Raw genomic sequence first — 24,935 nt, 5'->3', positions numbered from 1 at the left:
GGGCCTTTTCTTTGGAAGGCTGCTCGTGGCAATGGCCCTTATCGCATTCACCTAATGCCGCGTCGCCCCGTCGCCATCCGAAAGCCACGCGTCAAGGGACTGGGAGAGCTTGGCCGCTAAATATTCACGTGCCGCCGTTTCACCCATGATTCGCCTAACCCGCTCTCCGGCAGGGAAGCCTGAATCAAAATAGACGCCCGCGTGGATATGTGGTGTGGCCTCGAAGTTGAAGCGGGCTATTATCACCGCCGCAGCCTGGGCAAGTGTGAGATCGTTTTGCATACTATCAAGCAGCGCTTCTCGGGCCACTTTGCTCCCGTCTCGGAATGCAGCGTGAGCCGCCCGCGTCGTGTCATGGTGCGGCCCAAGGATAGCCACTAGGGCATGATAGAGCAGTCCGCCGTTGAAACGGATCGAGGCCGCCTGCTGAGCCCTGCTATCCCTGGCCATTAACGTCCTCCGGCCCTCTCGCTATCTGCGCCCCCATATCGCCGTACTGCTCATCCCATTCTTCCTCTGTAATGGGTTCCCACGCGATGGTGTAATCCTTGCGCTCCCGCGTTTCGGCCCGGTCGATCACGAGGCCGTGTAGCTTCGCCATATCCATGGCGGCCTGCCGCATGTCTGCGGGCTTCTCCTGCTTCTCAGCTAGCCTGTATGAATCCTCAAGCCGCGCCTGAATGCCATCAACGGTCACGTCATGGCGTTGCTGAGACAGCGACTGCAACTCATCCACGCGTCGTAAAATGTCATACTCCTTGGCGAGTTTATGCGCGTTCTGGCGATTGGGTTTATAACCCGCTTTCTCGTATGCCTCGGACGCACTCACGCCTTGCACCAGCAGGCGAGCAAAGGTTTCGTGTTTTGGATTACTGAGCATGGTTCCCTCGGAGATGTTTTAAAATGTTTTACCCGCTGGACAGTCCGTAGGCTGCCAGCGCCTTCTCAGCAGCGGCACGGCGCTCCCGCATCCAGGCAGGCCAGCAGGCATCGTGAATGACGTAGTGACCGCCCTTGCCGTCAAGCACGGGCACGGCGTCCTGATCGCTGACAGCACTCTTGCATCGGACACACCGGGTTGAGTCTTCCTGCTTCGATGTGGCGCGGTTCAGCCAGTCCACTATCAGGCACTCGTACGCACGCCGTTCGGCTTCCTGACGGGAGACGGCGCAGCCTTCCTCGATTATCGCGGCACGCTCATTAAACCAATCCACAACATCTAGCGGGTCCGAGTAATCCGGCCCTATACGGATAGTGGGGTTTGCAGGCTTTAACGCTTTGGGTCTTACGGCTTTGCCAAAACTGTCAAAATTGCCAAAACCCCCACCACTCTGATCCTTGGTTTGCGAATCTCCCGCCTCAATCCGCTCCAGACGTTGACGCCACTTCGACATTACCGCTCCCCCTCGACAATGGCCGGGTTGACTTCGTAATCACCGCGCGGCCTGCCAACGCCTTCCGAGGTCACGAGACGCAAAACCCCCGCGTCGCATAGAATCTCGATAGCCCGTTCTAACCGTCCTTTCCCGCTCAAACCCTGTACGGGGGGATTCCGCCGAATGTCGCGAACATTGATAACGGTCTGCCGCGTGCGGCGGAGCCAACGGCCCAGGTTTCGCGCGTCGCTTTCGTCTTCTGCAAAGCCCCCCTCGGAATAGACCCGCAGCGCCATCGGTTTCAGATACTCGTCAATGAGTAGGGCAACCCGCGTTGCGGTCTTTTCCGATATCTCTCCCGGCTCCGGTTCTGCCGGATGGTCGGCAGCCCAAGTCATTAACTCCATAATCAACGCCAGCCTGCCAAAGTAGTTGGGAAGCTTGCCCCAATGGCCGCCTATCAAACCTTCAAGCTCCGGCCTGTGATTCTCAGTCCGCCACTCGTGAAAAACAGCCTCCGCTCCATCCGTAAATGGCAGATAGGACGGCGCTAATCTACCGCTCTGGTCTGTCACCATTTGGAGGTTGGCAAGCCGCCGCAACGCGTTCAAAGCCTGCTCGCGCCCTTCAATGACGCCCGGACGCGTTACCCCAACCGGTTCCGGCCATATCGACAGGAAGCGGGCTTGCAAGCCATCGTCTTGCTCCCGATTGAACAACGGCGCTAAGCGGGCTGGCTGAATGCCACCAATGACCGAAACTGTGAGGCGCGGTATAAAGACCGGCTCCCCGTCCGCCTTCACCCGGTCAACCGTGTAAGCACGAGCGCCGTAAGCCTCTAGCCAGAATGGACGGTCGCTGCCGCCGGAAAAACGCGTAAAGCTTTCTAGCCATCCCGCCAACTCGTCACGATGGCATAACAGACCTTTGGGGTTGGCCTTCAAGATTCGGGCCACTGCCTCAATGGTGGCGTCTCCAATTCTGATGCGTTTCCGTTCCGGCCTATCAGGCTCTCGCGCCCGCTCGGGCCTTTGAGGTGGGGGAACCCCCTCTTTTGCCGCTGTCTTGACTTGCCCCTTCCAATCTTCAAGCGCCACGGAGGCGGCTTCCTTCGCCGCGTCATAATCCGCCCTGCGGCCTTCCCAATCCGCGTTCAAGTCACTCTCGATATCGGACAGCATTGAAAAGGTTGCATCCAACGCCGGACTCTTGCCGCTGGAGGGAGAGCCCACAAGCTGGAACCACAAAAGCGGCGGTTCGGTCCAGTTGGAGCTTTCATACAAGAGCGCGTGCCGGGCGTTGCCGATTGAGGCGGCGCACCCGGCCAACAAGCCAGCGGCTACATAGTCAATGGGAGCACCCTTCGCAGCTGCCGCTTGTTGCAACCAGCGAGACCAGAACTCTCCAAAGAGGCTTGCCGGGAACTCTGGAGCAGGCGGACGTTCATCCCCCAAAACAGCAAAATCAACCTCCTGCCAGCCCGCCGCATCCGGCGCGATGCGGAAGGGCACCAACGCTTCTTTGTTCATGCGGCGGCCCTCCCCTTACTGGTCTTAACCTCCATCAGCACTTCCGGCCACGTAGAGCGGAAAGCCGATTCGAAGCGCTCGCCAAGATGTTTGGTATCGACCACCAGTGACTCCGCCCTTACCAACCGCAGCAACGCCGCATCAGTAAGCGGGCAACAGCCACCGCCACCAGCAACAAGCCAATCTTGCGGTGTGCTGTAAACCTTTAGCGGCTGCTGCATAAAATCCGCGTCAAATGCTTGATCCGCACCAAGCATGTCGGCGTCACCCCGAAGCCGTCGCCAGCGTGAGGGCTTGCCGGGTTGCCAGGCCACCAGGTCTACAGCTTGGCCGTCTTCAAAAATCGGCAATAGGAACACTGGCACAGAGTCCCGGTCGCAACTTTCGGCTAGGCTGAACAAGCCACCCCGGCACGGCCTTACCCTAGTCCAGAACAGCCCCCACGAGGCTTTGTGAACAGCACTCCAATCAAAACCCGGAATCGTGGTCGTAGCTGTAGCTGTCGGGCTGGGTAACGCCAGGCAAAGGTCAATCAAGTCAGTCATTGACCACCTCCCGCCCCTGCCAGCGCTGCCGCTTACGGTCGATGTTGTGTATGACGCTTCGGAGCACCCTGCCGATGGGCAGCGGCTTAGCCGCCCGCACTTGCACGTTGGCCCCAAATTCGCTATATTGATTCTGCAATAGATGACCCTTTCGAGTTTATAGAAGCCGCGCCCGCCACAGGTGCGGCTTCTTACTTTCCAGACACAAAAAGCCCCCAACGCCGCGCCCGATTCATGGGCTATAGCGGGAGGCTTCTTCTTAACCGTTTGCTGCTCCATCAAGCCGCTTCGGTCTCTCCGTTGACGAAAGCCTGGAGATCTTCCAGGCGGTAGAATACGCGCCCGCCAACCTTACGTGGTTGAGGCCCCTTGCCCTGGCATCGCCAATTAGCCAGCGTTTTGGGCTCGTGCCCCAAAAAACGAGCCGCTTCTTTCGCAGTAAGCCGCCCATCTGGAGTGATTCTCACTCTCTCGATTTCCATTGTGACCTCTTTTTTGCTCCAATACTGTGCATCATAATATCAGGACGTTTCGGGCTTGACAAGGATTTTTTGCACCATCATGATGCATCATTAAAAGGAGCGCAGTATGACCGGAAAACGAGGCCGCCCGCTAAAGCCGGAAGATCAAAAGAGGGGAAAGACGACTGGTTTTCGCTTTCCCCCAAATTTACGGGAAACATTGGAAGACTATGCAGCCCGGAACGACCGCTCATTGAGCCAAGAGGTTCAAAGCCGGTTAGAGCGGAGCGTTTACGAGGATCGTGAATTAGCAGCGCCCGGCGCTGCGGCTATGCTTCACGCATTGCGACGTGTCGCCCTGATACTTGGGAACCATAACGCTATGGATTGGGACCAAGGATTCTTAGAGTACCAACCTTTTCATATCGCGGTTGCTGCGCTCATTGAAAAGGCAGCACCGCAAGCGACCGGGAAATGGGCAAAGTGGCAGAAGGATTGGGTGGCGGCTGAGGAAGATAAGACTGCGGCCCTCGAAGCCTTGGCAAACGTCGACCCGGCCAATATGGAGGCGACGACGGCCCTCAATCTGCTGGTGAACCTTAAAGAAGCGCACGCTAAGGTTCACGCCCTGACTAAAGAACTTAATGAAGCCGTAATTGCTCATACCTCGGGCGGACGCGGCGCTCCAGGAGACGACCCGCAAACGATCTTTGGGGATTGGATCGCCAGCGGTATCATTCGCAACACGCCAAAAGAAGCCACAACCAAACTCTTTACCCAACGTGAGGATTAGGACTAATGGCCACGCGCTTCACCCGCCTGACCCGTCCCAACATACGCGCCCTGGAGCCCGGTGAGCGGATCACGGAACAGGGTATTATTGCCGAACGGTTGCCGAACGGGGACGTGCGCTATTCCATAAATGTCATGGTGGACGGGCAACGGATTCACCGCACTGTGGGCAGGGAATCCGATAACGTCACCCGCACCCAGGCTGAGGAACTAATCGCCCAGCTTCGAACCGAGGCCCGAGAAGGCCGCCTCCATCTTCCCCCAGGCCGCAAGCGCCCCCTCACCTTCTCCGAGCTTGCCGACAAGTATGTTGAGGATCAGGAAGCCACAGGGGGAAAGAACCTCGAGCGAAAGCGTCAGCAGATCGCTGACAGGCTAAAGCCGTTCTTCAAAAGCCAGCGAGCGGACAGCCTAACAGACTTCACTGTAAAGCAATTCATCCGGCAACGCCTTGACGAGAAGGCTTCCCCCTCAAGCGTGAACCGGGAACTGGCGACCCTTTCCCATATGTACCGCACGGCAGTGCGTAGGAAGCTAATCAAAGAGCAGCCTTTCCACATAGAGAAATTGCAAGAGCCGCAAGGCAGGATTATTGCCCTCTCCGATAAGGAAAGCGCCGCACTCTTGGCCGCCGCGATTGCCGACAGTGACCCCGACTGCTACATCTTTGTACTGTTCGGCCTTAACACTGCCATGCGTCACCGGGAGATACTGCGGGCGCGTTTCGATCAAATCGACTTCGGGCGGCTTCGTCTTTTTGTCCCTCTGGCAAAAGCAGGCGCACGAGAACAGCCTATCACCCCGCAGCTTGCAGCAGCCCTGCAACGCGAGCGCGATATGCGAGATGAGAAAGATCGCGACGGCTTTATATTTGCCACGCCCCGGCCCGGACAGAACAAGGCAGGGCACCGGCACCGCATGGACAAGCCTTTCAATCGTGCAGTCAAAGACGCTGGCCTGGACCCGGAGCAAATCACACCCCACGTAATGCGGCACACAGCGATTACAAACCTCGTGCGGTCCGGCGCACCGCTGCCGGTCATTCAGCGAATCAGCGGACATAAGACGCTGGCGATGGTGCTACGCTATACGCACGTTCACGGCAGCGACATTGATGAGGCGATCGGAGCTATTGGTATTGGCATCCAAGATGGGAAGGATGCGGTCATGGCGGCCAAATGGCATGGAAAGACGGACGCTGGCTAACGGTCTTAGGTGACGTGTGTTGACTTTGCTACATGACATAGTTTTAGGCTGTGATACGATTCATCAAGAGGCGTCCCGAGCGCCAGCCCAATGAATAGGAGGCTTGGCCATGAAAGGCGAAAAAAAGATCATCGCGCACCTTAACAAGGTATTGCGCAATGAGTTGACCGCGATCAACCAGTATTTCCTGCACTCCCGCATGCTAAAGAACTGGGGCCTGGAACGGCTCGCCCATCACGAGTACGAGGAATCCATCGAAGAAATGAAGCATGCGGACGAACTGATTGAGCGAGTTCTATTCCTCGAAGGCCTTCCCAACCTGCAGGACCTAGATAAGCTCTTAATCGGCGAAACCGTCGAGGAAGTTCTGCAATGCGATCTCAAACTGGAATTGAAGGCAATCCCCGACTTAAAGAAGGCCATTGCAGACTGCGAGCAGCTTGGAGACTATGTCAGCCGTGATGTTTTCGTCGCCATCTTGGAAGACGAGGAAGAACACGTCGATTGGCTTGAAACTCAGTTTGACCTGATCAGACGTATGGGCGTTGAAAACTACGCCCAATCCCAAAGCCAAACGGATAGTGATTAACGGGAGTCCTCGGGCAGTTATTTTCCCTTAGCTTCCTTCGACTGTCCGCCTTGTGAGAGTTTACGAAGAACGGCAGCCAGGATACCCGGTTGAAGGTTGCGCCATATGATCATGTTGCAGAGCCCAGGGCAAACTGCAAACCAAGGGGCTCTGCCACATCTTTGCCGACACCTTCTCGATGTGCGTCCGACCTTTCTTCGTCAATTAAGGCTTGCGCGGTTGGGAGGCAGCGGCGGCAGCAAGCAGCTTCTCCCAACATTAGATATGCATCTTCAGCCGAGCTTGCTCCTTCGCGCGCAACTTCTCTGATTTCATGGCACCTGTAACCATTGCAAAGACAGACGTACATTTCATCTCCGACACGGATATGACCTTTTTTGAAGATAATGCGGATGCGAACTATTCGCAATAATAACCGCGAACAACGATGGTATATGTGCCATGCGTCTAAGTTCTGGCAATTTTGACAGTTTTGGCAAAGGGGGGGTAGTGCCCACCATTAGCCTCGACCCTACCTCCAACATCCCGCCTTTTCCTGGCACGATTACACCAAAATTACACAAACAGCTAAGCAGCAGGCCATGGCGCGACCCTGGCTTAGACTCTGTAACTAATTGAAATTATTATGGAAAAAAGTGGTGCCCAGGGGCGGATTCGAACCACCGACACCGTGATTTTCAGTCACGTGCTCTACCAACTGAGCTACCTGGGCACTTGCGATCGACCCAATCTATGCAATTGGGCCAGCATTGGTATGCGCGAGGGCGCTTATAGGAAAACTGGCGGCCCCTGTCCAGTGGAGAAAGCATTCGGAGCGTCGACCAATCCTACCAAGTAAGGTCAGGGGAAGGAAACCTGCAGGTCGCGGCGTTCCCCATCACGCAAAAAGACCAATGACAGAACCTCGCCGCCGGAAAGCAATTGCACCGCGCGCAACAACGCGGCTTCACTGCGAAGCGGCTGGCCAGCGGCGGCCAACAGCCGATCCCCGGCTTGCAAGCCTGCTTTCGCGGCGGGGCCGTCCGGCAACAAACCGACAATCCTCAAAGCCGGCATTCCATCGCCGGTAATTTCCGCCTCGGCCTTTAAGCCAAGGCTCCGGTAACGCACCTTGCCGTTGCCCAACAGTTCTTCGGCCACGCGCTCCAGCAAGGCCACGGAAACCGCAAAATTTACGCCGATGTTGGCATCCGATTCCTTGGTGAAAATCGCCGAGAGCAGGCCGATCAATCGACCCTGTTCATCGAACAATGCGCCGCCCGACGCGCCCGGATTGACGGCGGCATCGGTCTGCAGAAAATCCTCCACCACGTTGAAACCTATCCCGGTCCGACCGCTCGCCGACAGGACGCCGCAGGTTACCGACAAATCAAGACCGAAAGCATTTCCCACCGCGCAGACCTTGGCTCCCAACGGCGGCGGCGCGGCTCGTTCGGGCACCGGCAGGTCGACCGGCACCCGCAGCAGCGCGATATCGCTCAAAGGATCGCCCGCAATCACCTCCGCTGGAAACTGCCGCCCGTCGGCCAACCGCACGCGAATAGCCGTCGCCTGTCCGACAACATGCCAAGCCGTGGCGACAACGCCACCACTGGCATAGGCAAAACCGCTGCCTTCGGGCTCCTCCAGGCGCTGCTGCCCCGCGTTCTGCGGCCATGTCGGCAGGACACTGACCACCGAATTCAAGAAACGGTCTTCAAAAGCAACCGTGGTTTTCAGTCCAAAAACCAGAGCGCTGGGCAGCAGTAACAGAAGCAGGGATAGGAGGCGCAGGGTCATTCGTCGTCTCCCTCGCCGTCCACTCCTCCATCTCCATAGGTGCCGTCATCCCCGGACAAGGGCGGCTCGTCGGTCGGCACCCTGTAGGCCCCGGTAAACCACCGCCCCAAGTCTATCTCCGCGCAACGGGCCGAACAGAAAGGGCGATGCTCGGTCGTGGGCGCGCGGCGGCAAATCGGACAGCCGCCTTTGCTGCGCCGCGCTTGTGGTAAAGGTACCACCTGCGGGGCCTTGTCGTTCATCGGTCCGCCTCCCATGTTACGTCGAACCCGGTCGAATTTTTGTCCGGCGTTATCATAACTTCATAGCCGATCCGACGGTTGGTCGATTGAAGTGCCTCAGCAGCCTCCACCTCCAAAGCCTGCTTCACCTGCGGCGTCACGCGCAAGCCCGCGGTGTCGCCCGGTCGATCCAGGGCCGCGGTTTGAAGGGCGCGTAAAGCACGGTAAGCCTGGCTCAAGGGCGTGTATTCTCGGCCGCTGCCCTGCGTGCCGCAAGGTGCGGTAACGAGCTCATGCAACGCCAGACGGCTGCGCCTGCGCGTCATGGTGAAGAGACCGGACGCCCGGACTGAATGGAACTGCACCGGCTCGGGATCGTCCGCAAATGCCTGCGCCAGAACGCCCTCCAACTCTTCACGTGCGCTGCGTTGCTGAAGATCGAGAAAGTCGATGAGGATCAGGCCGGAAAGATTGCGCAGACGCACCTGTCGTGCGATTTCCCAGGCCGCCTCCCGATTGGCCGCGCGGGCAGATTTTTGCCGCGCGCTATCCAAATCGATGGCGACGCAAGCATGTGTCGGTTCGATCCAGAGCCGCGCACCCGAAGGCAGACGCACTTCCGGCCGCAAAAGCGCCTCCACCTCCTCTTCCAGCGCTTCGGCTTCGAAGAGCGCCGTGTTTCCGTGATAGAGCGTCAAGGCCGCCACCAAGTCTGGCCGCCCGTCGGCCAGCAGGCGTTTCAGCCGCTGGTGAAATGCCGGGTCATCAACGACGATCTCAGCCGGTGCCTCGGCGCTTTGGAGCAGAGCCAGGACCGGGTCTGCGGCACGCAACAACAGGCAAGGCGCCGACTGCGCTGACAGGCCTTCCGGCAACGCCTCGCTGTAGAGCGCCGCCTTCGGCCCCTTTTCGCCTTCCGCCTCCCTTACAATCCGGAGGATCACGCCATCACCTTCGGAGAGGGCTGCATCCTTCTCCAACGGCAGGAAAGCCGAAATTTCCTCGCCAATATCACAAAAGGCCGCGGCCAAACCACGATCCCGTTTGGTCACCCGTGCACGATAAACATTGCCGAGGCGCGAGGGATTGGAAGCATATTCGATCAGCAGATCGGTCAGCCTGTCATCCACGCACCTAGCCATGCGAACTTCGCCCGGCAGGCTGGATATCAGGACGCGGCTCATGGCTGGTATCCGAGCCCCTTCAACAGCAGCAGCGTTTCCAGGATCGGCAGACCGACTACATTGGGATACGAACCGTTGATCCAGGGGATGAAAGCCGCAGCCCGCCCCTGAATGGCATAACCGCCTGCCTTGCCGCGCCACTCATCACCGGCCAGATAACTGGCGATCTCGCTATCGCTCAAGCGTTTAAAGCGCACGGCCGTCTCGGCGAGTCGCTGCACGCGGGTGCCGTCCGGTCCTTGAAGAACCACCGCGCCCAGTACCTTGTGTCGGCTGCCCGACAGCATCTCCAAGCAACGCCGCGCCTGGTCTTCGGTCTCCGCTTTCGGCAGAATTCGCCGACCCAGGGCCACCACGGTATCGGCGGCCAGAACATAAGCGCCGGAATGCCGCTGGCAGACCGCATCCAGCTTTGCCCAAGCGACGCGGCGGGCATAGACGGGCGGCAGTTCACGCGGCAGCACGGCCTCATCGATCTCAGCCGGATCAACCTGATCCGGCACGATGCCTACTTGTCGGAGGAGGTCCAAGCGTCGCGGCGAGGCCGATGCCAACACCAGTTGGGCCTTGCGGGTAGACGCCGTCATGAGCGCAAAGGCTCCTTACTTGAAGCGGAAGGTTATCCGCCCCTTCGTCAGATCATAGGGGGTCATTTCGACATTTACCCGGTCACCGGCCAGCACGCGGATGCGGTGCTTGCGCATTTTACCCGCCGTGTGAGCCAGGACCTCATGGTCATTATCCAGCTTCACGCGAAACATGGCGTTGGGCAGCAGCTCAACGACAGTCCCCTGAAATTCGATCAGATCTTCCTTCGCCATCTACATCTCATTGTTGGTTGCTTGATTAAGGAAAGCATTCACAAGCGATTCATCCCTGACACGCGGCTCCATTCGACATCGAGCCGATACCAAGGGAGCCCCGACGCTCTCTCGTTGGCGCGGACTATAACCGAGTGATGCGCCAAGGACAAACCGACTTTCACACCACCGGTTTGAGGTCCAGCGTGAAGCGCTTCTTGATGCGTTCCATCAGGTCGTCGCGGACCTTACGAAAAGCATCCAGGCGCTCCTCTCTTTTACCCTCGACCAAGGAGGGGTCGAAAGTGTTCCAGAATTCGACGTCGCAGGCCATGGTTCTCGTCATTTCGACCGCCCGGTGCTGGGCCTCCGGCGACAGGGAAATAATGAGATCGAAAGAGCTGTCCTGGAGTTGGTCGAAGGTTTTGCTGCGGTGCCTGGAAAGATCAATTCCGATCTCGTCCATCGCCGCGATGGCAAAGCCATCAACTTCTCCGTCGTGGACGCCGGCGGAATCGACGTAGACCCGGTGCCCCAGCAGATGCTTGAGCAGACCCTCAGCCATCGGCGAGCGGATTGAATTGCGGGTGCAGGCGAAGAGGACGGCCTCCGGCAGGTGATCGGTCACGCGCTCAACCCTTGATATGCAATACGCAAAGCAGCGTGAAGAGGCGTCGCGCGGTGTTGAAATCGATTTCCACACGATCGCCGAGCCGTTCTCTTAGAACCTCCGATCCTTCGTTGTGCAGGCCGCGCCGCCCCATATCGATGGCCTCGATCCGCGACGGTGTCGCGGTCTTGATAGCCTCGAAATAGCTTTCGCAGACGTCGAAGTAATCCTTGATGACCCTGCGGAAGGGCTTCACCGACATGGCGATGCTTTCAAGCAAGGCATCCGCTTCGTCGCCGATATCGAATATAAGCCGGTCTTCTTCCAGGCGAAGCGTCAGCCGGAACGGCCCGTCAACACCGCTGGTCGGCGCGAAGTGGTTATCCTCCAGCAGATCATAGATGGCCACTGCCCGTTCATGCTCTACGTCGGCGGTGCGGCGCACGACCGATTTCTCGTCGAGCTTGATATCCGTGATTCGGTGACAGGCTTTCCCCATCCCGCCAGCCTACTGCGCGGCGTCCGCATTCGCCAGACGGATGGCGACGGAGAGTGCGTGGGCGTCGAGACCTTCTGCCTCCGCCAGCAAAACCGCAGCGGGACCGATGGCGCTCAAACCCTCCGCTGTACAGCCAATCAGCGACGAACGCTTCATGAAATCAAGAACGGAAAGGCCGGAGGAAAAACGCGCCGTGCGCGACGTCGGCAGTACGTGATTGGGGCCCGCCAGATAGTCGCCGATTGCCTCAGGCGTATGGCGTCCGAGGAAGATCGCGCCCGCATGGCGAACCATGGCAGCCATTCCCTCCGGGTCGGCCACCGCCAGTTCCAGGTGTTCGGGCGCGATGCGGTTTACCAACGCAGGCGCATCGGTCAAGGCCCCGACGACAATAATCGCGCCGTACTCGTTCCAGCTTTGCTGCGCTATGGCACTACGCGGCAAGCGCTTCAGCAAAGCGACGACCGCCGCTTCGACCGCCTTGGCGAAGGCGGCATCATCGGTTATCAGAATGGACTGGGCGGCGGTATCGTGTTCGGCTTGGCTCAACAGGTCGGCGGCGATCCAGCGCGGATCGTTGTCGCCATCGGCGACAACCAGAATCTCGGATGGCCCGGCAATGGAATCGATGCCGACCTTGCCGAAGACCCGACGCTTCGCGGCAGCGACATAAGCATTGCCCGGCCCGACGATCTTATCGACCGCGGCGATGGTGTGCGTGCCAAAGGCAAGCGCCCCAACCGCCTGGGCGCCGCCGATCCGATAAGCTTCCGTGATCCCCGCCAGGCGCGCAGCCACCAATACCAAGGGGTTGATCTTGCCGTCCGGCGACGGCACCACCATGACGCGCCGCTCGACGCCGGCCACCTTGGCGGGCAAGGCATTCATCAGCACCGAAGAAGGATAGGCCGCCGTTCCGCCCGGTACATAAAGGCCCACCGCATCGACCGGCGTCCACCGGTAACCGAGGAGGTTTCCCTCAGCATCGCGATAACTGAGGTCCGTCGGCCGCTGGCGGGCATGAAAGTCCTCGATACGCGCCGCGGCGACTTTGAGCGCCTCCAGCGTTGTCGCGGAAACCTCCTGCGCCGCCGCGTCAAAGGCGGCCTCTTCGATCCGCAGCGTCGGCGGCGTCAAGGTCAGGCGATCAAACTGTTCCGTGTAGGCTATGACAGCGGCGTCACCTTTAGTTCGAACAGCCTCCAGTATCTCCGCGACGGCTCGGTCGACATTTTCGTCGATCTCGCGCTTAAGCCCCAGAAACGCTTCGAACGTTGCTGCAAAATCACTGTCACTGCTGTTGAGTTTAACCGGCATCGACTACCTCCTGGAAGATATCGATCCAGCGGCCGACCGCTTCAGGCCTTGTCTTGAGCGCTGCGCGGTTGACGATCAGCCGCGAACTGATCTCGGCAATATGTTCGATCTCCACCAGATCGTTTGCCTTCAGAGTGCTGCCGGTCGAGACCAAGTCGACGATGCGGCGGCACAGCCCCAAACTGGGCGCCAGTTCCATCGCGCCGGACAGCTTGATGACCTCCGCCTGGACACCGCGCGCCGCGAAGTGCCGCTTGGTGACCTCAGGATACTTTGTTGCGATGCGCACGTGGCTCCAACGCGATGGATCGTCGCTATCGGCCAGTGCTTTGGGTTCGGCGACCGAAAGACGGCAGTGTCCGACGTTCAAATCGACCGGCGCATAGATTTCCGGGTAGTCGAACTCCATCAGCACATCGGACCCGGCAACGCCAAGCTGTGCGCCGCCGAAGGCAACAAAGGTCGCCACATCGAAACTGCGCACGCGCACGAGGTCCAGGCCCGGACGGTTGGTGGTGAAACGAAGCTGGCGCGCATGTTCGTCGTGAAAGGCAGCCTCCGGCTCGATCCCCGCGCGCTTCAACAGCGGCAGTATCTCCTTTAGAATCCGTCCTTTCGGCAAGGCCACAACAAGGCCTTCTTGCGTGCTCACCGCTCGCATCTCCCTCTTTATCTCGGTATGTCGGGGCAGAGGCTTACCACCAAGGCCGTCAGGACTCCAGATCAGGATTCCCCGAAGGCGATTTCTCCAGGTCATCTGGAGGCGAGTCCGCGTGCTGCGGCCGTCTCAGTGTCGGCCAGGGTTCGCCCAGATCATCGAGCTGGCAACTCAATCGAGTCACGGTCAACTCAACGGCGGCACCACCAGCGAAGGTCAAGATCACCCGCTTGCCGTGCAAAGTAATGGCCAGAAGTTCCAAGATGCGGCCCCGGTCAGCTAAATCAAAGCCGCGCAGGCGTGCGAGTTTCACGCAATGAACGATAACCCCGCAATTGACCCGTTCGTAAACCGCCTCACCACCCGACCCGACCGCTGCAAAAGCGACGTCTTCGCTGCTTCCGTCCTTATACTCATCCTGTTCGGCCGCATCAGCCGCCAGGGATTCGGGGGCGCGCTCCCAGCAGAAACGATTTGCGACTAGCGCGAAGCGCTTCTCCTTGGCCAGGAAACGCATCTCCTGAACCGGGATCAACGCGTCTTGCAGCATCGCCGAAGCAACGGCCAAATCCTCCGCATCACGCACCCGCAGCTTCAAGCCCCGATTTCTGTCGCCTTCGGTCATGCTCAGATCCTACCCCCTCGCAACCTATTCAGCAGGCACCCGCCGAATGCGCGCGCCACAAGCCGCCAGCTTCTGCTCAACCCGCTCGTAACCCCGATCCAGATGATAGACCCGGTTAACCTCGCTTTGCCCATCCGCACCCAGGGCCGCGATGACAAGGCTGACGGACGCCCGCAAGTCAGTGGCCATCACCGGCGCGCCCTTCAAGCGGCTGCGGCCACGCACCAGTGCCGTGCCGCCGTGGACCGTTATGTTAGCGCCCATGCGCATGAGTTCCGGCACATGCATGAAGCGATTCTCGAAAATCGTTTCAGAAACCATCGAAGCGCCTTCGGCGGTGGCCATCAGTGCCATAAACTGCGCCTGCAAGTCGGTTGGAAAACCGGGATAGGCCTCGGTCATGACATCGACCCCCTGCAAGGGACCGTTGGCGCGCCGCGCACGTAGCCCCTCGTTGGTGGCTTCAATCTTCAAACCGGCGCTCTCCAACAAGGTGATGACCGACTTAAGGTGATCGGCTCGCGCGCCGCGCAAGTTCAGGTCGCCATCCGTCAGACCGGCCGCCATCAGGAAAGTGCCCGCTTCGATTCGATCGGGGATCACTCTGTGGGCCGCGCCGGACAGCCGGGAAACGCCGGTAATCGTCAGTTCCGAGGTGCCGATACCCGCGATCTTCGCGCCCATCTTTACCAAGCAGTCGGCCAGATCCACGACCTCGGGTTCGCTGGCCGCGCCAATCAAACGCGTCTGGCCCTCGGCGAGGCTCGCCGCCATCAACAAGTTCTCCGTCGCGCCGACGGAGATGATCGGCAGAACGATTTCCGCGCCTTTCAAGCCCTTGGGCGCGCGGGCCTTGATGTAGCCTTCCTCCAGGTCGATCTGCGCACCCAGGGCTTCCAACCCGCTCAGATGCAAGTCGACCGGACGCGTGCCGATGGCGCAACCGCCCGGCAGCGAAACCTCCGCATGGCCGAAGCGGGCCAGCAAAGGCCCCAGCACCAATACGCTTGCGCGCATTTTCCGAACCAGGTCGTAAGGAGCACAGGTATCGTTGACGCCGCCGCCGCATAAATCGAGCGTCCGCCCGTAGAGCGCGCCGTTTTCCTGGGCATCGCCGTTCATATGCAGCGTCACGCCCAGACCCTCGAGCAGATTCGCCAGCGTCGTGATGTCGGCGAGCTGCGGCAGGTTGGAAAGCGACAACGTCTCCTCGGTCAGAAGGCTGGCGGTCATGAGCGGCAATGCAGCATTCTTCGAACCGCTGACCACGATGTCCCCGATCAGGGGTTGGCCGCCTTCGATGATAATCTTGTCCATTGGTTACTTTGCTTTTCTATCTGTTAGCCGCCGCTTGGAACTTTTGGACCGCCTTTTTCATTCCGTCGGTCGCGGCTCAACCGGTCACAGCTTCGGTAGCGTAACGCCGCGCTGCCCCATGTACTTGCCCTGCCGGTCCTTGTAGGAAACCTCGCAGGGCGCCTCGCCCTTGAGGAACAGAAACTGACAGGCACCCTCGTTGGCGTAAATCTTAGCGGGCAACGGCGTGGTGTTGGAAAACTCCAAGGTTACATGCCCTTCCCACTCCGGCTCCAGCGGCGTGACGTTGACAATGATACCACAGCGCGCATAGGTGCTCTTGCCCAGGCAGATCACCAGAACGTCGCGCGGAATTCGGAAGTATTCGACCGTGCGCGCCAGTGCGAAGGAGTTGGGCGGGATGATGCAGACATCACTGCTGCGTTCGACAAAACTCTGGTCCGAGAAATTCTTGGGGTCCACAACGGCATTATCGACGTTGGTGAAAATCTTGAACTCAGGCGCGACGCGGGCATCATAGCCATAGGAAGAAAGCCCGTAGGAGATCACGCCCTCGCGGCGCTGGTTTTCGACAAAAGGCTCGATCATGCCCTTGCCCTCGGCCATCTCACGGATCCATTTATCAGGCATGATCGCCATGGCTTGAATGCTCCATCCTCAGTCGGGGGCCATACCGGCCCCAATTCCGTCCCACCGCGGTCACCACACCTGACGCGGCTCAGAAAACTTCGGCGAGCCTAGCAAAAGCGTCCGATTCTCTGCGCAAAAAAACGCCCGCCACGGGAAATTACTAGCGCTTGATCCGCCGCCTTGGCCGCACAACTACCCGGCGTATGCGCGGGGTTCTAATGCTTCGCCGCTCCCGGCTCAAGCCCCAGTAATCCCGAAGTATTGGGCGGGGTTGCGCCGGTCCGGCCGTTCCACAGGCCTTTTGTGGCGCAGAAAGATGGCGTCAATAGGGCTGGATTCGCGCTTTATGAGGTCCCGGCGGTTAGTCGGCTCCGAGTCTGACTAAGAAGCGCTTTTGGCGGAATCAGGGTTGTGGGCCTTGGCCTTTTCCCTGGCCTGTTCCTTTCGCCGTTTCAGGTTGGCGCGAAGAGCCGCCGCCTGACGCTCGGCGCGGGCTAGCTTCTGCTTGGCCTGACGCTCTTTGCCGGACTCGCCTTCGGCCTCGACACTGGGAGTACCTGCTTTCTTTTGTTCGCTCATGGGCCGACTATGCCCCGCGTACGGCGCGACTTGCAAGACGGTCGATTGCCCCTTGCCTTTGAAAAGGTGCGGTGGCATGTTGCGCCCGCTTTCGGGGTCCAGCACCCCATCGCCTTCGCCGCCGTAGCTCAGGGGTAGAGCACTCCCTTGGTAAGGGAGAGGTCCACAGTTCAAATCTGTGCGGCGGCACCAGTTTCCCTAACCTTAGTCAGTGTCGATCAGTGCCGCCTCAAGACGGTCGAGCCGGGCGTTCTGCTCTCTAATTTGCGATTCCAGCTCTGCGATTCTCCCGGCCTTGGCAGCCAAGGCCTGAACGGCGGCGAAGAGCACACCGTCGGCATCGACCCGGCTGATCATCTGCGGGTTCCCACCCTGGCCGAAAGCGGCATTGAAGTCTTCCGCCATCGGGCCGATATGACGCCCGCCGTCACCTTGGCCCTCTAGATATCGCCAGCGCTTTATGTCCATCGCCGTTATGCGCTGCAGGATATCCGCCGAATCCACAGGCTCGAAATCGGTCTTATAGAATCGCGATGACGGAGACGCGTTGATGGCGTCCACCACCTCCTGGCTAAGGTCTTCCATCAGGATCGTCGCGTTCAGGATCTTCGCGCTGCTGACAACGCCTGTTGCGATCTTGTTGCCGGTGACCGCATTGTTAGCGATGGTCGCCGTGTTGATCGAGCCGGGAATGAGCTTGTTGGGACCGATCGAATTGTTGGCGATGGTCGCGGCATTGATCGAGCCGGGAATGAGCTTGTTGGGACCGATGGTGTTGCTGGCGATAACCGTCGCGTTGATCGAGCCGGGCTGAATGTCATCGGGTGTTATGGTGCCGTCCGCAATGTCTGCTGCGGTCACGCAATCCCCAACCAAGCATCCAAAATCAAACACGGTCAGCTTTCCCGTCGCATCGAGTTGCATGGCACCGTTCGGAGCATTCAGGTTGAACATCACCGGCACCGTTGGAAAAGGCGCACCGCTTTTATCAAAGGTGAATCGAAATTCAGGGTTATCCACGACGAAGGGGTCATAGAGGCCGAACTCCAAGGTGTCACCTCGACCCGTCGCCTCCATCAGTATGGTGGACTGCGCTTGCTGTGAGATATGAATTGGCGCCAAGGGCACGGTGGTGCTGAGGCCGAGCCATCCAGTTAAGCGATCCATGAAAAATTTGTTGGCCGCGAAAGTGATATCCCCTTCGCTATCGACGGTCATGGTTCCTGAATTGTTGGCCGAATTGCAAATTGTGAAAACGCTATTGTTCTGTACCAAGTCATCTACGAAGAAATAGGATGCTCCGCCACTTACGGTTTCCGTACACACAGCAGTACTTCTAAGCGCACCGACCGCCCATTCGTCTACCTGATCTACCAGGAATGTGTCATTGAAGAACACGGTCGGGAATAAATCGGATGCTGTCAGGTTGGCGGCGGCGGCCTGACCGATCAGCGTTTCCTCCAGCAATGACGCAAAGCCCTCGATCAAATCTTGAAACAGACTCGACCGTTGCTCCATGGAAGTCGTCGAGGATTTGATTGAAACGCGCTCGACCTCGAAGAGGCCGCTTTGCCTGTACTCAGGCAAGGATTTCTGGCCGCCATCGGTGAAGGTCGTGGAGGCAGCGCCCTCTAACACGACTACCTCATAGCGATAAAGGCCGTCGGCGGCATCGGCGGGCAGATCCCAAGCGAAGGTGTCCGACGCAATCCTGTGGGTTTCCACGGCACCACCTGGCATTTCGATACGCAATTGAAAGGCTTGGATCCTGGAAAGGCCGAAGACACCAACCGCAATTCCCCGCTCATCGATCACGACCTGAAGCGGGTTTGAATCCGCAAGCGTTGTTTGTGCCGATGTTCGGTTCTGATGGTCGCTCAAGAAAACAACAAGAATGGCCAAGAAAAAAACGCGAAAAAACTTTTTCACAACAAACCTCCCCCACAGAATAATCGTCCAATATTGAGAACTTAATTTCATTTTCCTGTTGTGTTAAGCAATTTTCAAAAATTCTACCCTGGGTGCCTGTTTTTATTGTGTCCGCTCACTCTTGTTCACGACTGATTCTACGCAAGCCTGAGGAATATGGGGGGCGCTGCTTGCGCGCCACGGTTAACGCGATGAGTTGGAAATAAGCGGACGTCAACGACTCTCGCGGTCGTTACTCCGCGGCTTTGGTATCGGCGCGTTGCGCGGGCAGCTTTCCGGTCAGGATGTAGGTCAATGCCTGGACCACCTGTTCCGGGTCCCGGGCCACCGCATGGGCGGCGGCATCGACCTCTTTGAGTGCGTGGTCATGTTCGCTGGGGTGCAGTGTAATGTAGGGCGTGCCCATGGCCGCCGCGTAGCCCGCATCGAAAGCGGCGTTCCACTGCTTGTACTTCTCGCCGAAACGCACCACCACCAAGTCCGCGTCCTGAATTAATGTCTGGGTGCGGATCGCATTCAACTGCGCGCCCTTGCGGTCGTGCCAGACCTTGTTCGGCTCGGCGCCGAAGATGGCCACGCCGCAGTCGTCGGAATCCTCATGCACCGTGACGGGCGCCGTCACATCGACCGGCAGACCCGCCGCCGCGATCCCATCGCTGATGCGCTCGCGCCAGTCCGAGTGAATCTCGCCCGAGAGGTAAACCGTCCAACGCCGCTCAGTCATCTTGCCGCATCCTTCCGTCTTCAAATCTGTCATTTTGACCCCTGTTTTTGCAGATTTGGGGCCAAGCGAGACGAACCATACCCTCCCGCCCGCCCAACCTTCAACCGCCACACAAAAAAACAGCATTGATTTTCCCTGCGCTCCAGCGCGATATGGCGGCTTCAGGGTCGTGTTCTGTTCAATCAGACGTTTAGTCTTGGAGAGTTGAATGCTGCGGGTCTGTGTTATCCGAAAATTGTTAATCCTTGCGGCCATTATTTTGCCGCTTGCTGCCTGCACTTCGGCGAAAGTCGAACCGTTGAGCGAAAGCCCGCAGCAGGCGAGCGTGCCAAATGCGCCGGTCCTCTATCAGGAAGTCGCAATCGGCGACCTGACGGCGACGCGTGAGATTTGGAATCACTACCTGCCCTACCTGCGTGAAGGCATCGCAAAGGAGCTGGAGGAATCCGGAAAGTTCCAGCGGGTCCACGTCAGTTTGCCGGACCCGGCAGGTGAGCGTCTGCTGGTTCTTTCCGGTCAACTGACTACGATGGACGAGGGTAGCAAGGCTCTACGGTTTCTGATTGGCTTCGGGGCCGGTTCCACCACCGCCGCCGGAACCTTTGAGCTTGCGGATGGTGGCGGCTCTTTGGCCCGTTTTAATATTGAGACCGACTACGCCGGTGGAGCGGGAATTGGTGGCCTGGACATGATCAGCACCAACGAGCTTGTGCAGAAGCTGGGGGTCGATGCCGCCGAGGCAACTGTGCGCTGGTCACAGGGTAAAGGCCTGAAGCCGCCGACCAAGAACTGACAAGCATCCCCGACTGCATGACGGCGCTGCCCTTCTCATGGAAAAGCGGCGCCGTTATGATGCCCGCCAGACGGCACCCGGCACCTCGCATGCGGTCGCCGAGGAACGACAAGGGAAGGCCCCATGCAGATCACATCCGCGCTGCGGACTCTTTTCATCAATTTCGCCGTTCTGATCGGGTTGATTTTAGGACTCCTTTTCGTCACCGCGCTACTGGGTGACGGTTACAATCTGGCGAAATCCTTGTTCCCGAAGGACGACAAACGCGCCGACCTGCCAAGCTACGAGGACCCCGAGTATGCCCGCCAGATCTTCCGCGACCAGAAGGGCAGCATCAAGGATTACATCCCCTTTGTTGAATGGCGTCAGTCCGAGGTCAGCCGAGAAACCCTGACCATCGATGCCAATGGCCGTCGCCAGCATGGCATCGGGCGTGACAACGATGCCGGGGCTGCGACGCTAGGCGTATTCGGCGGGTCGACCGTCTGGGGCACAGGCGTCGACGACAACGGCACCATTCCGGCACAGCTCGATGCCTTGACCGACAAGTACGAGGTGACGAATTACGGTGAGCGCGGTTACACGACGCTGCAAAACCTGATCGATCTCATGACCCTCATCAACGAACAGCGAGCGCCCGAAGTCGTTGTTTTTTATGAAGGTTTCAACGATGTCTGGGTTCATTGCAACTACGCGGTGACAGAGCACCTGAACGGCCATCTGGAGGAGCGCCGCATCCAGGCCGCACTCGATCGCACCGGCAAGGAGGATTACCTCTACAACACGATTTTGGTCCCGATCCTGGCCTTCGTCACGCGGATTTCCGGCGGTGGCGACGACAGCCACCTGTCAGGCTGCAGCGAGGACCCGCAGCGCGCCGATGCGGTCGCCGAGATGTTCGTACGCACTCTGGAGATGGCCGAAGTCCTGGTGCGTGCCAACGGCGGCCGGTTCCACGCCTTCTTGCAGCCTTCCGCCTATTTCGCAAACCCGCGCAGCGACTACCTGGACTTAGGCGATGCCGATCAGATTGCCCAGCGGGCCCAGTTCGCAGCCGTTTACCCGCTGATCCTTGAGAAGATGGCAGCCCGGGCGCATCCCTGGTTCAGCGATCTCAGCGGCGCTCTCGACAACGATCAGATGCTGTTGATCGATCACGTACACGTCACGCCGCTCGGCAACAGCTTACTGGCCGAGAAAATCAGCGCCGCGATGAAATGACTTAGGCCGGGTCTCCGACCGCCCTACTCGTCACGCTCAATCACGATGGTGATGGTCTTGCGCAGCAAGTCGGAACCGGTCTCCGTCATGCGCTGAACGGAATGCAGCGAGTTGAAGGTCTTCACGAAGACCATGCACTGGTTCGGCACGAAGGGAACCGTTTCCAGCACCTCTATGCTCTCCCAGGGTATGACGCGGTTTTTCCAGTTGTAGGCATAACGCGGGTCGGTTGCCCGGTTGACGTCCAGGCCACCGCCGATTTCCTCGCGCCAGTCATCCGGGCCGATCATCGACATGACGATCGTGATGACCTTGCGTTCGGCGTCGGTGTGGGGCGCCACTTCGCCGCCATCGGCCTTGAGCACCGAAAACTCGAACCGGCTACGCAAGCGCATTGCCGGTTGCGGCAGACGACCCCGCAACAAGGATTTCCCCTGACGCCTGAGACGGGTTGGCCAGTCTTCGAACGCCTGATCCAAAGGCAAGTCAACGTGGTTGGCCCGGAGAAATTCCACGATGCTGCGAATGAAGGCTTCGCTTTTCACCCAGGCATGAACCCGGCCCCAGGCGGCGTTTTCCCGCAGAAAACGCTCGTAGTTCCGCCGCGCGAACTTCTCGGAAAGGCTGAGTTTGAAGGGATACTTGCCCAGCGGCTCGAAAAGCGCGATGTCGGGGAAGTTGGCCACCAGTTCGGCATACTGGCTCGCCTCCATCGCGGGACGGATCACCGCCAGCGGATAAGGCTCATAGCGCATCCGGACATTTTCAAACTTCAGCATGGCCAAGGAGAATCACTTATTTGTCGTAAAAGACATAAATGACCATAACCGGTCGCCAAGGTCCAGTCTCGTGGCCTCCTTTCGTTTGTCAGATTTGACGATAAGAACGCCTTACCGGAGGTCTCTAAAAGATCCTCGATTCTGCTGAGGTCGGATATGCTGATTGAACGGCCTTATCGGCGCCCAGAGTTCAAATGCAGCAGCGTTTTCTTGCCGCAGTGCGGGGCACAATCTCACGTTACCGAAACGGCTAATCCAGTTCAAACCGGTCCTTGTAGTCCTGCTTCAAGGCCGGGTCCTGGTCGTCCTTACTCAAAAACGCGTTACCGCACACCAGAACCTCGATATCCGTTCCCATGAAGCAACGGAAGGCGTCCGACGGCGTGCAGACGATCGGCTCGCCCCGCACGTTGAAGCTGGTATTAACCAGCACCGGACAACCCGTCGCCGCCTTGAAGGCCGACAAGAGCGCGTGATACTGCGGGTTGGTCTCCTGGTGGACGGTCTGTATGCGGGCCGAGAAATCGACGTGCGTGACAGCCGGAATCTCCGAGCGGGCCACATTCAACTTTTCGATACCGAACAGCGCCTCCTCCTCGGGGGTCATCTGACGCCGACGCTTTTCGACCACATCGGCCACCATCAGCATATAAGGACTGTCGCAATCCAGTTCGAACCAGTCCTCCAGATCCTCACGCAGCACCGAGGGTGCGAAGGGCCGGAAGGATTCGCGGTACTTGACCTTGAGGTTCAGCAGCTTCTGCATGGTCGGTGACCGCGGATCGCCCAGTATGGAGCGATTGCCGAGCGCTCGGGGGCCAAACTCCATGCGTCCCTGCATCCAACCCACGGCCTTACCCTCGGTCAGGGCATCGGTGGTCCGTGCGATCACCTCCGAATCGCTGAGCGCGGTGAAAACCGCACCCGCGGCCGTCAGCTCGGTTTCAATCTGCTCCTGCGAGAAGGACGGCCCCAGATAGGAGCCGACCATGGCATCCAGCCCTTCGCGCGCCGGTCGCGCCAAACCAAAATGGTCGTGATAACCGGCCAAGGCAGCCCCCAGGGCGCCGCCGGCGTCGCCCGCGGCCGGCTGCACCCAGATCCGGTCGAACTGGCCGGAGCGCTGGAGCTTACCGTTGGCAACGCAATTGAGCGCCACTCCGCCCGCAAGGCACAGATTTTTGATCCCGGTCTCCTTGGCCAGCGCTGTCGCCATACGCATGACGGCGATTTCAGTCACCTCTTGGATCGACGCCGCAAGGTCCATGTGGTGTTGCGTCAGCAGTTCCTCGGGCCCGCGTGGCGGGCCGCCGAACAGCCTGTCGAAACGGCTGTTCGTCATGGTGAGGCCCGTGCAGAAATCAAAGTAACTGAGGTCCAGCTTGAAGGAGCCATCCTCGCGGATATCGATGATGTTATCGAGAATGGTTTGGGTGAAGGTTGGGCGGCCATAGGGCGCCAAGCCCATCACCTTGTACTCTCCGGAATTGACCTTGAAGCCGGTGTAGTAGGTAAAGGCCGAATAAAGAAGACCCAGGGAATGCGGGAAGCGAATCTCCCGCTCGATCGTCAGGCTGTCGCCCCGACCGACACCCAGCGACGTGGTCGCCCACTCGCCGACGCCATCCATGGTCAACACCAGCGCCTCGTCGAAGGGCGAAGGATAATAGGCGCTGGCCGCATGGCTTTGATGATGCTCGGCAAACAGCAACTTAGAACGCCAATCCACATCTTCGGCGATCTCGCCCAGTTTTTCCACCATCAGGCGCTTCAGGAAAAGCTTCTCCTTCAGCCATAAGGGCATGGCCTTAAGAAAGGAGGTAAACCCGCGTGGTGCGAACATCAGGTAGGTTTCGATCAGGCGCTCGAACTTGATGAAGGGCTTTTCGTAGAAAACCACGTGATCGATATCCGCGGCACTGATCCCAGCTTCGGTCAGGCAGTAGGAAATAGCATGATGCGGAAAATCATCATCGTGTTTCTTGCGTGTAAAACGCTCTTCCTGCGCCGCCGCTATGATGCGGCCATCCTCAACCAGCGCGGCGGCGCTGTCGTGGTAGAAGGCGGAAATCCCAAGAATACGCATGGGGCCTAGAATATCGTGTAGATGAAGGGTGCGACAGCCGAGCCCTTGGCCAAGATCACGAGACCGCCCAGCAAAAGAGCCATGACGATGATCGGCATCAACCAAAACTTGCGGCGCGCCCGCATGAATGCCCAGAGCTCTTTTATGAAAGACATGAAGTGTCCCTAATCCTAGAACTGATTTGTCATGGAACCTTGGTCAACGTCTTCTTTTGCACGGATGATCCAGTAACTGGTTTCATCCTGTCGCTTGCGAAGCCGCAATAGATCGCTGCCGAATAGCCGCATCGCCAGTCCCATCGGCGTGAAGACGACAAAAAACAGCAGGCCCATGACCAAGGGATTGACAATCCGGTGTAAAAGCAGACCGAACTTGAGCCACAGCAGATTCATGGTCCGCAGGCACAGGGGCGCCACGCACGCTGCCAGCAAGAAACCCGACGAAACAACGAATGCGGCTATGGACCACGGGCCGAGACCGCCGCTGTAAAGCAGCCACGCGCCCAGAAGCGCAAAAACAACCGCAAAGGTTATGCCAAAGGACTTTTCCGAGGGCGCCTTCGTGTCGTCGCGATCAGTCGTATACTCGTGATGCCCTTTGCGCGCCACGGTCCCATTCCTCAGCAGATCGGTGTTGGCGCTATGTCTTTGCATAACGCCGCTAGACTGACAACGGAATTCTATCGC

General features: G+C 58.8%; 31 protein-coding genes and 2 tRNA genes. 6 read left to right on the top strand and 27 right to left on the bottom strand.

Annotated features, from left to right (window positions below):
* Positions 1-51: 51 nt before the first annotated feature.
* The 6 genes from ABIE63_RS13280 to ABIE63_RS13255 all read right to left on the bottom strand — a co-directional run bounded on the left by ABIE63_RS13280 (position 52) and on the right by ABIE63_RS13255 (position 3,932).
* Positions 52-450: a hypothetical protein gene (locus ABIE63_RS13280; protein WP_354504984.1), complete on the bottom strand. Its 399-nt coding sequence runs from the start codon at positions 448-450 to the stop codon at positions 52-54.
* Positions 437-880, bottom strand: a complete 444-nt coding sequence (locus ABIE63_RS13275) for a hypothetical protein (protein ID WP_354504983.1) — start codon at positions 878-880, stop codon at positions 437-439. Before ABIE63_RS13275 ends, ABIE63_RS13280 begins: the two co-directional genes overlap by 14 nt.
* 28 nt (positions 881-908) lie before the next feature.
* Positions 909-1,394 carry a hypothetical protein gene (locus ABIE63_RS13270; RefSeq protein WP_354504982.1) on the bottom strand — a complete coding sequence of 162 codons (486 nt, stop codon included), beginning with the start codon at positions 1,392-1,394 and terminating at the stop codon, positions 909-911.
* A complete protein-coding gene (locus ABIE63_RS13265; protein WP_354504981.1) occupies positions 1,394-2,905 on the bottom strand; it encodes a DUF3987 domain-containing protein in 1,512 nt (503 codons plus the stop codon). Before ABIE63_RS13265 ends, ABIE63_RS13270 begins: the two co-directional genes overlap by 1 nt.
* Positions 2,902-3,450 carry a hypothetical protein gene (locus ABIE63_RS13260; protein ID WP_354504980.1) on the bottom strand — a complete coding sequence of 183 codons (549 nt, stop codon included), beginning with the start codon at positions 3,448-3,450 and terminating at the stop codon, positions 2,902-2,904. Before ABIE63_RS13260 ends, ABIE63_RS13265 begins: the two co-directional genes overlap by 4 nt.
* A gap of 278 nt (positions 3,451-3,728) precedes the next feature.
* Positions 3,729-3,932, bottom strand: coding sequence for a helix-turn-helix domain-containing protein (locus ABIE63_RS13255; RefSeq protein WP_354504979.1), 204 nt, complete (start codon positions 3,930-3,932; stop codon positions 3,729-3,731).
* 106 nt (positions 3,933-4,038) lie between these two features.
* On the opposite strand from ABIE63_RS13255, the gene ABIE63_RS13250 reads away from it, so the two are divergent.
* The 3 genes from ABIE63_RS13250 (at position 4,039) to bfr (ending at position 6,498) form a co-directional block, all read left to right on the top strand.
* Entirely contained in the window at positions 4,039-4,704 is a 666-nt protein-coding gene (locus ABIE63_RS13250; protein ID WP_354504978.1) for a hypothetical protein, read from the top strand.
* A 5-nt stretch (positions 4,705-4,709) separates the two neighbouring features.
* A complete protein-coding gene (locus ABIE63_RS13245; RefSeq protein ID WP_354504977.1) occupies positions 4,710-5,909 on the top strand; it encodes a tyrosine-type recombinase/integrase in 1,200 nt (399 codons plus the stop codon).
* A 109-nt stretch (positions 5,910-6,018) separates the two neighbouring features.
* A complete protein-coding gene (gene bfr, locus ABIE63_RS13240) occupies positions 6,019-6,498 on the top strand; it encodes a bacterioferritin (protein ID WP_354504976.1) in 480 nt (159 codons plus the stop codon).
* A 109-nt stretch (positions 6,499-6,607) separates the two neighbouring features.
* Here bfr and ABIE63_RS13235 read toward each other — a convergent pair whose 3' ends face one another.
* From ABIE63_RS13235 to ABIE63_RS13165, 15 genes are all read right to left on the bottom strand, one after another.
* Positions 6,608-6,847 (bottom strand): (2Fe-2S)-binding protein, encoded by a 240-nt coding sequence (locus ABIE63_RS13235; protein WP_354505059.1) that lies wholly within the window; start codon positions 6,845-6,847, stop codon positions 6,608-6,610.
* A gap of 287 nt (positions 6,848-7,134) precedes the next feature.
* Positions 7,135-7,210 (bottom strand) — tRNA-Phe (locus ABIE63_RS13230).
* A gap of 128 nt (positions 7,211-7,338) precedes the next feature.
* Entirely contained in the window at positions 7,339-8,277 is a 939-nt protein-coding gene (locus tag ABIE63_RS13225; RefSeq protein WP_354504975.1) for a trypsin-like peptidase domain-containing protein, read from the bottom strand.
* The gene (locus ABIE63_RS13220) at positions 8,274-8,519 is read right to left on the bottom strand and encodes a DNA gyrase inhibitor YacG (RefSeq protein ID WP_183417705.1); all 246 of its coding nucleotides are present in this window, start codon (positions 8,517-8,519) and stop codon (positions 8,274-8,276) included. The genes ABIE63_RS13225 and ABIE63_RS13220 overlap by 4 nt, the downstream gene beginning before the upstream one ends.
* Positions 8,516-9,682, bottom strand: a complete 1,167-nt coding sequence (locus tag ABIE63_RS13215; RefSeq protein WP_354504974.1) for a ribonuclease E/G — start codon at positions 9,680-9,682, stop codon at positions 8,516-8,518. The genes ABIE63_RS13220 and ABIE63_RS13215 overlap by 4 nt, the downstream gene beginning before the upstream one ends.
* Entirely contained in the window at positions 9,679-10,269 is a 591-nt protein-coding gene (locus ABIE63_RS13210; RefSeq protein WP_183417707.1) for a nucleoside triphosphate pyrophosphatase, read from the bottom strand. Before ABIE63_RS13210 ends, ABIE63_RS13215 begins: the two co-directional genes overlap by 4 nt.
* 15 nt (positions 10,270-10,284) lie before the next feature.
* Positions 10,285-10,503 carry a translation initiation factor IF-1 gene (gene infA / locus ABIE63_RS13205; protein WP_183417708.1) on the bottom strand — a complete coding sequence of 73 codons (219 nt, stop codon included), beginning with the start codon at positions 10,501-10,503 and terminating at the stop codon, positions 10,285-10,287.
* A gap of 160 nt (positions 10,504-10,663) precedes the next feature.
* Positions 10,664-11,110, bottom strand: coding sequence for an arsenate reductase ArsC (locus ABIE63_RS13200; RefSeq protein ID WP_354504973.1), 447 nt, complete (start codon positions 11,108-11,110; stop codon positions 10,664-10,666).
* A 4-nt stretch (positions 11,111-11,114) separates the two neighbouring features.
* Positions 11,115-11,591: a UPF0262 family protein gene (locus ABIE63_RS13195; protein ID WP_354504972.1), complete on the bottom strand. Its 477-nt coding sequence runs from the start codon at positions 11,589-11,591 to the stop codon at positions 11,115-11,117.
* 9 nt (positions 11,592-11,600) lie between these two features.
* Complete coding sequence (gene hisD, locus ABIE63_RS13190) at positions 11,601-12,908, bottom strand: histidinol dehydrogenase (protein WP_354504971.1); 1,308 nt, start codon at positions 12,906-12,908, stop codon at positions 11,601-11,603.
* Entirely contained in the window at positions 12,898-13,560 is a 663-nt protein-coding gene (gene hisG, locus ABIE63_RS13185) for an ATP phosphoribosyltransferase (protein ID WP_354504970.1), read from the bottom strand. Before hisG ends, hisD begins: the two co-directional genes overlap by 11 nt.
* Before the next feature lie 58 nt (positions 13,561-13,618).
* Entirely contained in the window at positions 13,619-14,191 is a 573-nt protein-coding gene (locus ABIE63_RS13180; protein ID WP_183417713.1) for a DUF2948 family protein, read from the bottom strand.
* Between the two features lie 24 nt (positions 14,192-14,215).
* Positions 14,216-15,508, bottom strand: coding sequence for a UDP-N-acetylglucosamine 1-carboxyvinyltransferase (gene murA, locus ABIE63_RS13175; protein WP_354504969.1), 1,293 nt, complete (start codon positions 15,506-15,508; stop codon positions 14,216-14,218).
* A gap of 84 nt (positions 15,509-15,592) precedes the next feature.
* Positions 15,593-16,147, bottom strand: coding sequence for a dCTP deaminase (gene dcd, locus ABIE63_RS13170; RefSeq protein WP_183417715.1), 555 nt, complete (start codon positions 16,145-16,147; stop codon positions 15,593-15,595).
* 372 nt (positions 16,148-16,519) lie between these two features.
* Positions 16,520-16,717, bottom strand: a complete 198-nt coding sequence (locus tag ABIE63_RS13165) for a hypothetical protein (RefSeq protein ID WP_183417716.1) — start codon at positions 16,715-16,717, stop codon at positions 16,520-16,522.
* Between the two features lie 117 nt (positions 16,718-16,834).
* Here ABIE63_RS13165 and ABIE63_RS13160 point away from each other — a divergent pair.
* Positions 16,835-16,909, top strand: a tRNA-Thr gene (locus ABIE63_RS13160).
* 12 nt (positions 16,910-16,921) lie between these two features.
* Here the strand turns inward: ABIE63_RS13160 and ABIE63_RS13155 are convergent.
* Both ABIE63_RS13155 and ABIE63_RS13150 read right to left on the bottom strand, forming a co-directional pair.
* Positions 16,922-18,646, bottom strand: a complete 1,725-nt coding sequence (locus tag ABIE63_RS13155; RefSeq protein ID WP_354504968.1) for a tail fiber domain-containing protein — start codon at positions 18,644-18,646, stop codon at positions 16,922-16,924.
* 232 nt (positions 18,647-18,878) lie between these two features.
* Entirely contained in the window at positions 18,879-19,403 is a 525-nt protein-coding gene (locus tag ABIE63_RS13150) for a YtoQ family protein (protein WP_354504967.1), read from the bottom strand.
* Positions 19,404-19,578: 175 nt separating this feature from the next.
* Here ABIE63_RS13150 and ABIE63_RS13145 point away from each other — a divergent pair, with 175 nt between their 5' ends.
* Both ABIE63_RS13145 and ABIE63_RS13140 read left to right on the top strand, forming a co-directional pair.
* Positions 19,579-20,163, top strand: a complete 585-nt coding sequence (locus tag ABIE63_RS13145) for a DUF4410 domain-containing protein (protein WP_183417717.1) — start codon at positions 19,579-19,581, stop codon at positions 20,161-20,163.
* Positions 20,164-20,286: 123 nt separating this feature from the next.
* Positions 20,287-21,384 carry a hypothetical protein gene (locus tag ABIE63_RS13140; RefSeq protein ID WP_354504966.1) on the top strand — a complete coding sequence of 366 codons (1,098 nt, stop codon included), beginning with the start codon at positions 20,287-20,289 and terminating at the stop codon, positions 21,382-21,384.
* A 23-nt stretch (positions 21,385-21,407) separates the two neighbouring features.
* Here the strand turns inward: ABIE63_RS13140 and ABIE63_RS13135 are convergent, their stop codons facing one another.
* The 4 genes from ABIE63_RS13135 to ABIE63_RS13120 form a co-directional block, all read right to left on the bottom strand.
* Complete coding sequence (locus ABIE63_RS13135; RefSeq protein WP_354504965.1) at positions 21,408-22,163, bottom strand: hypothetical protein; 756 nt, start codon at positions 22,161-22,163, stop codon at positions 21,408-21,410.
* 250 nt (positions 22,164-22,413) lie between these two features.
* Positions 22,414-24,249: a carbamoyltransferase gene (locus ABIE63_RS13130; protein WP_354504964.1), complete on the bottom strand. Its 1,836-nt coding sequence runs from the start codon at positions 24,247-24,249 to the stop codon at positions 22,414-22,416.
* Between the two features lie 5 nt (positions 24,250-24,254).
* Positions 24,255-24,404, bottom strand: a complete 150-nt coding sequence (locus ABIE63_RS13125; RefSeq protein ID WP_183417721.1) for a DUF5989 family protein — start codon at positions 24,402-24,404, stop codon at positions 24,255-24,257.
* 15 nt (positions 24,405-24,419) lie between these two features.
* The gene (locus ABIE63_RS13120) at positions 24,420-24,902 is read right to left on the bottom strand and encodes an SxtJ family membrane protein (RefSeq protein WP_354504963.1); all 483 of its coding nucleotides are present in this window, start codon (positions 24,900-24,902) and stop codon (positions 24,420-24,422) included.
* Positions 24,903-24,935: the final 33 nt, after the last annotated feature.

Source organism: Limibacillus sp. MBR-115, assembly GCF_040549425.1.
GTDB classification, from domain to species: Bacteria; Pseudomonadota; Alphaproteobacteria; order Kiloniellales; family CECT-8803; genus Limibacillus; species Limibacillus halophilus.
Note: the sequence above shows the minus strand (reverse complement) of the source record. Positions and strands in the feature narration are given on the sequence as shown.

Bases quoted from the DNA above. Each gene is read 5' to 3' on its own strand.
- ABIE63_RS13280 (WP_354504984.1), bottom strand. From the start codon at position 450: ATGGCCAGGGATAGCAGGGCTCAGCAGGCGGCCTCGATCCGTTTCAAC.
- ABIE63_RS13275 (WP_354504983.1), bottom strand. From the start codon at position 880: ATGCTCAGTAATCCAAAACACGAAACCTTTGCTCGCCTGCTGGTGCAA.
- ABIE63_RS13270 (WP_354504982.1), bottom strand. From the start codon at position 1,394: ATGTCGAAGTGGCGTCAACGTCTGGAGCGGATTGAGGCGGGAGATTCG.
- ABIE63_RS13265 (WP_354504981.1), bottom strand. From the start codon at position 2,905: ATGAACAAAGAAGCGTTGGTGCCCTTCCGCATCGCGCCGGATGCGGCG.
- ABIE63_RS13260 (WP_354504980.1), bottom strand. From the start codon at position 3,450: ATGACTGACTTGATTGACCTTTGCCTGGCGTTACCCAGCCCGACAGCT.
- ABIE63_RS13255 (WP_354504979.1), bottom strand. From the start codon at position 3,932: ATGGAAATCGAGAGAGTGAGAATCACTCCAGATGGGCGGCTTACTGCG.
- ABIE63_RS13250 (WP_354504978.1), top strand. From the start codon at position 4,039: ATGACCGGAAAACGAGGCCGCCCGCTAAAGCCGGAAGATCAAAAGAGG.
- ABIE63_RS13245 (WP_354504977.1), top strand. From the start codon at position 4,710: ATGGCCACGCGCTTCACCCGCCTGACCCGTCCCAACATACGCGCCCTG.
- bfr (WP_354504976.1), top strand. From the start codon at position 6,019: ATGAAAGGCGAAAAAAAGATCATCGCGCACCTTAACAAGGTATTGCGC.
- ABIE63_RS13235 (WP_354505059.1), bottom strand. From the start codon at position 6,847: ATGTACGTCTGTCTTTGCAATGGTTACAGGTGCCATGAAATCAGAGAA.
- ABIE63_RS13225 (WP_354504975.1), bottom strand. From the start codon at position 8,277: ATGACCCTGCGCCTCCTATCCCTGCTTCTGTTACTGCTGCCCAGCGCT.
- ABIE63_RS13220 (WP_183417705.1), bottom strand. From the start codon at position 8,519: ATGAACGACAAGGCCCCGCAGGTGGTACCTTTACCACAAGCGCGGCGC.
- ABIE63_RS13215 (WP_354504974.1), bottom strand. From the start codon at position 9,682: ATGAGCCGCGTCCTGATATCCAGCCTGCCGGGCGAAGTTCGCATGGCT.
- ABIE63_RS13210 (WP_183417707.1), bottom strand. From the start codon at position 10,269: ATGACGGCGTCTACCCGCAAGGCCCAACTGGTGTTGGCATCGGCCTCG.
- infA (WP_183417708.1), bottom strand. From the start codon at position 10,503: ATGGCGAAGGAAGATCTGATCGAATTTCAGGGGACTGTCGTTGAGCTG.
- ABIE63_RS13195 (WP_354504972.1), bottom strand. From the start codon at position 11,591: ATGGGGAAAGCCTGTCACCGAATCACGGATATCAAGCTCGACGAGAAA.
- hisD (WP_354504971.1), bottom strand. From the start codon at position 12,908: ATGCCGGTTAAACTCAACAGCAGTGACAGTGATTTTGCAGCAACGTTC.
- ABIE63_RS13180 (WP_183417713.1), bottom strand. From the start codon at position 14,191: ATGACCGAAGGCGACAGAAATCGGGGCTTGAAGCTGCGGGTGCGTGAT.
- murA (WP_354504969.1), bottom strand. From the start codon at position 15,508: ATGGACAAGATTATCATCGAAGGCGGCCAACCCCTGATCGGGGACATC.
- dcd (WP_183417715.1), bottom strand. From the start codon at position 16,147: ATGGCGATCATGCCTGATAAATGGATCCGTGAGATGGCCGAGGGCAAG.
- ABIE63_RS13165 (WP_183417716.1), bottom strand. From the start codon at position 16,717: ATGAGCGAACAAAAGAAAGCAGGTACTCCCAGTGTCGAGGCCGAAGGC.
- ABIE63_RS13150 (WP_354504967.1), bottom strand. From the start codon at position 19,403: ATGACAGATTTGAAGACGGAAGGATGCGGCAAGATGACTGAGCGGCGT.
- ABIE63_RS13145 (WP_183417717.1), top strand. From the start codon at position 19,579: ATGCTGCGGGTCTGTGTTATCCGAAAATTGTTAATCCTTGCGGCCATT.
- ABIE63_RS13140 (WP_354504966.1), top strand. From the start codon at position 20,287: ATGCAGATCACATCCGCGCTGCGGACTCTTTTCATCAATTTCGCCGTT.
- ABIE63_RS13135 (WP_354504965.1), bottom strand. From the start codon at position 22,163: ATGCTGAAGTTTGAAAATGTCCGGATGCGCTATGAGCCTTATCCGCTG.
- ABIE63_RS13130 (WP_354504964.1), bottom strand. From the start codon at position 24,249: ATGCGTATTCTTGGGATTTCCGCCTTCTACCACGACAGCGCCGCCGCG.
- ABIE63_RS13125 (WP_183417721.1), bottom strand. From the start codon at position 24,404: ATGTCTTTCATAAAAGAGCTCTGGGCATTCATGCGGGCGCGCCGCAAG.
- ABIE63_RS13120 (WP_354504963.1), bottom strand. From the start codon at position 24,902: ATGCAAAGACATAGCGCCAACACCGATCTGCTGAGGAATGGGACCGTG.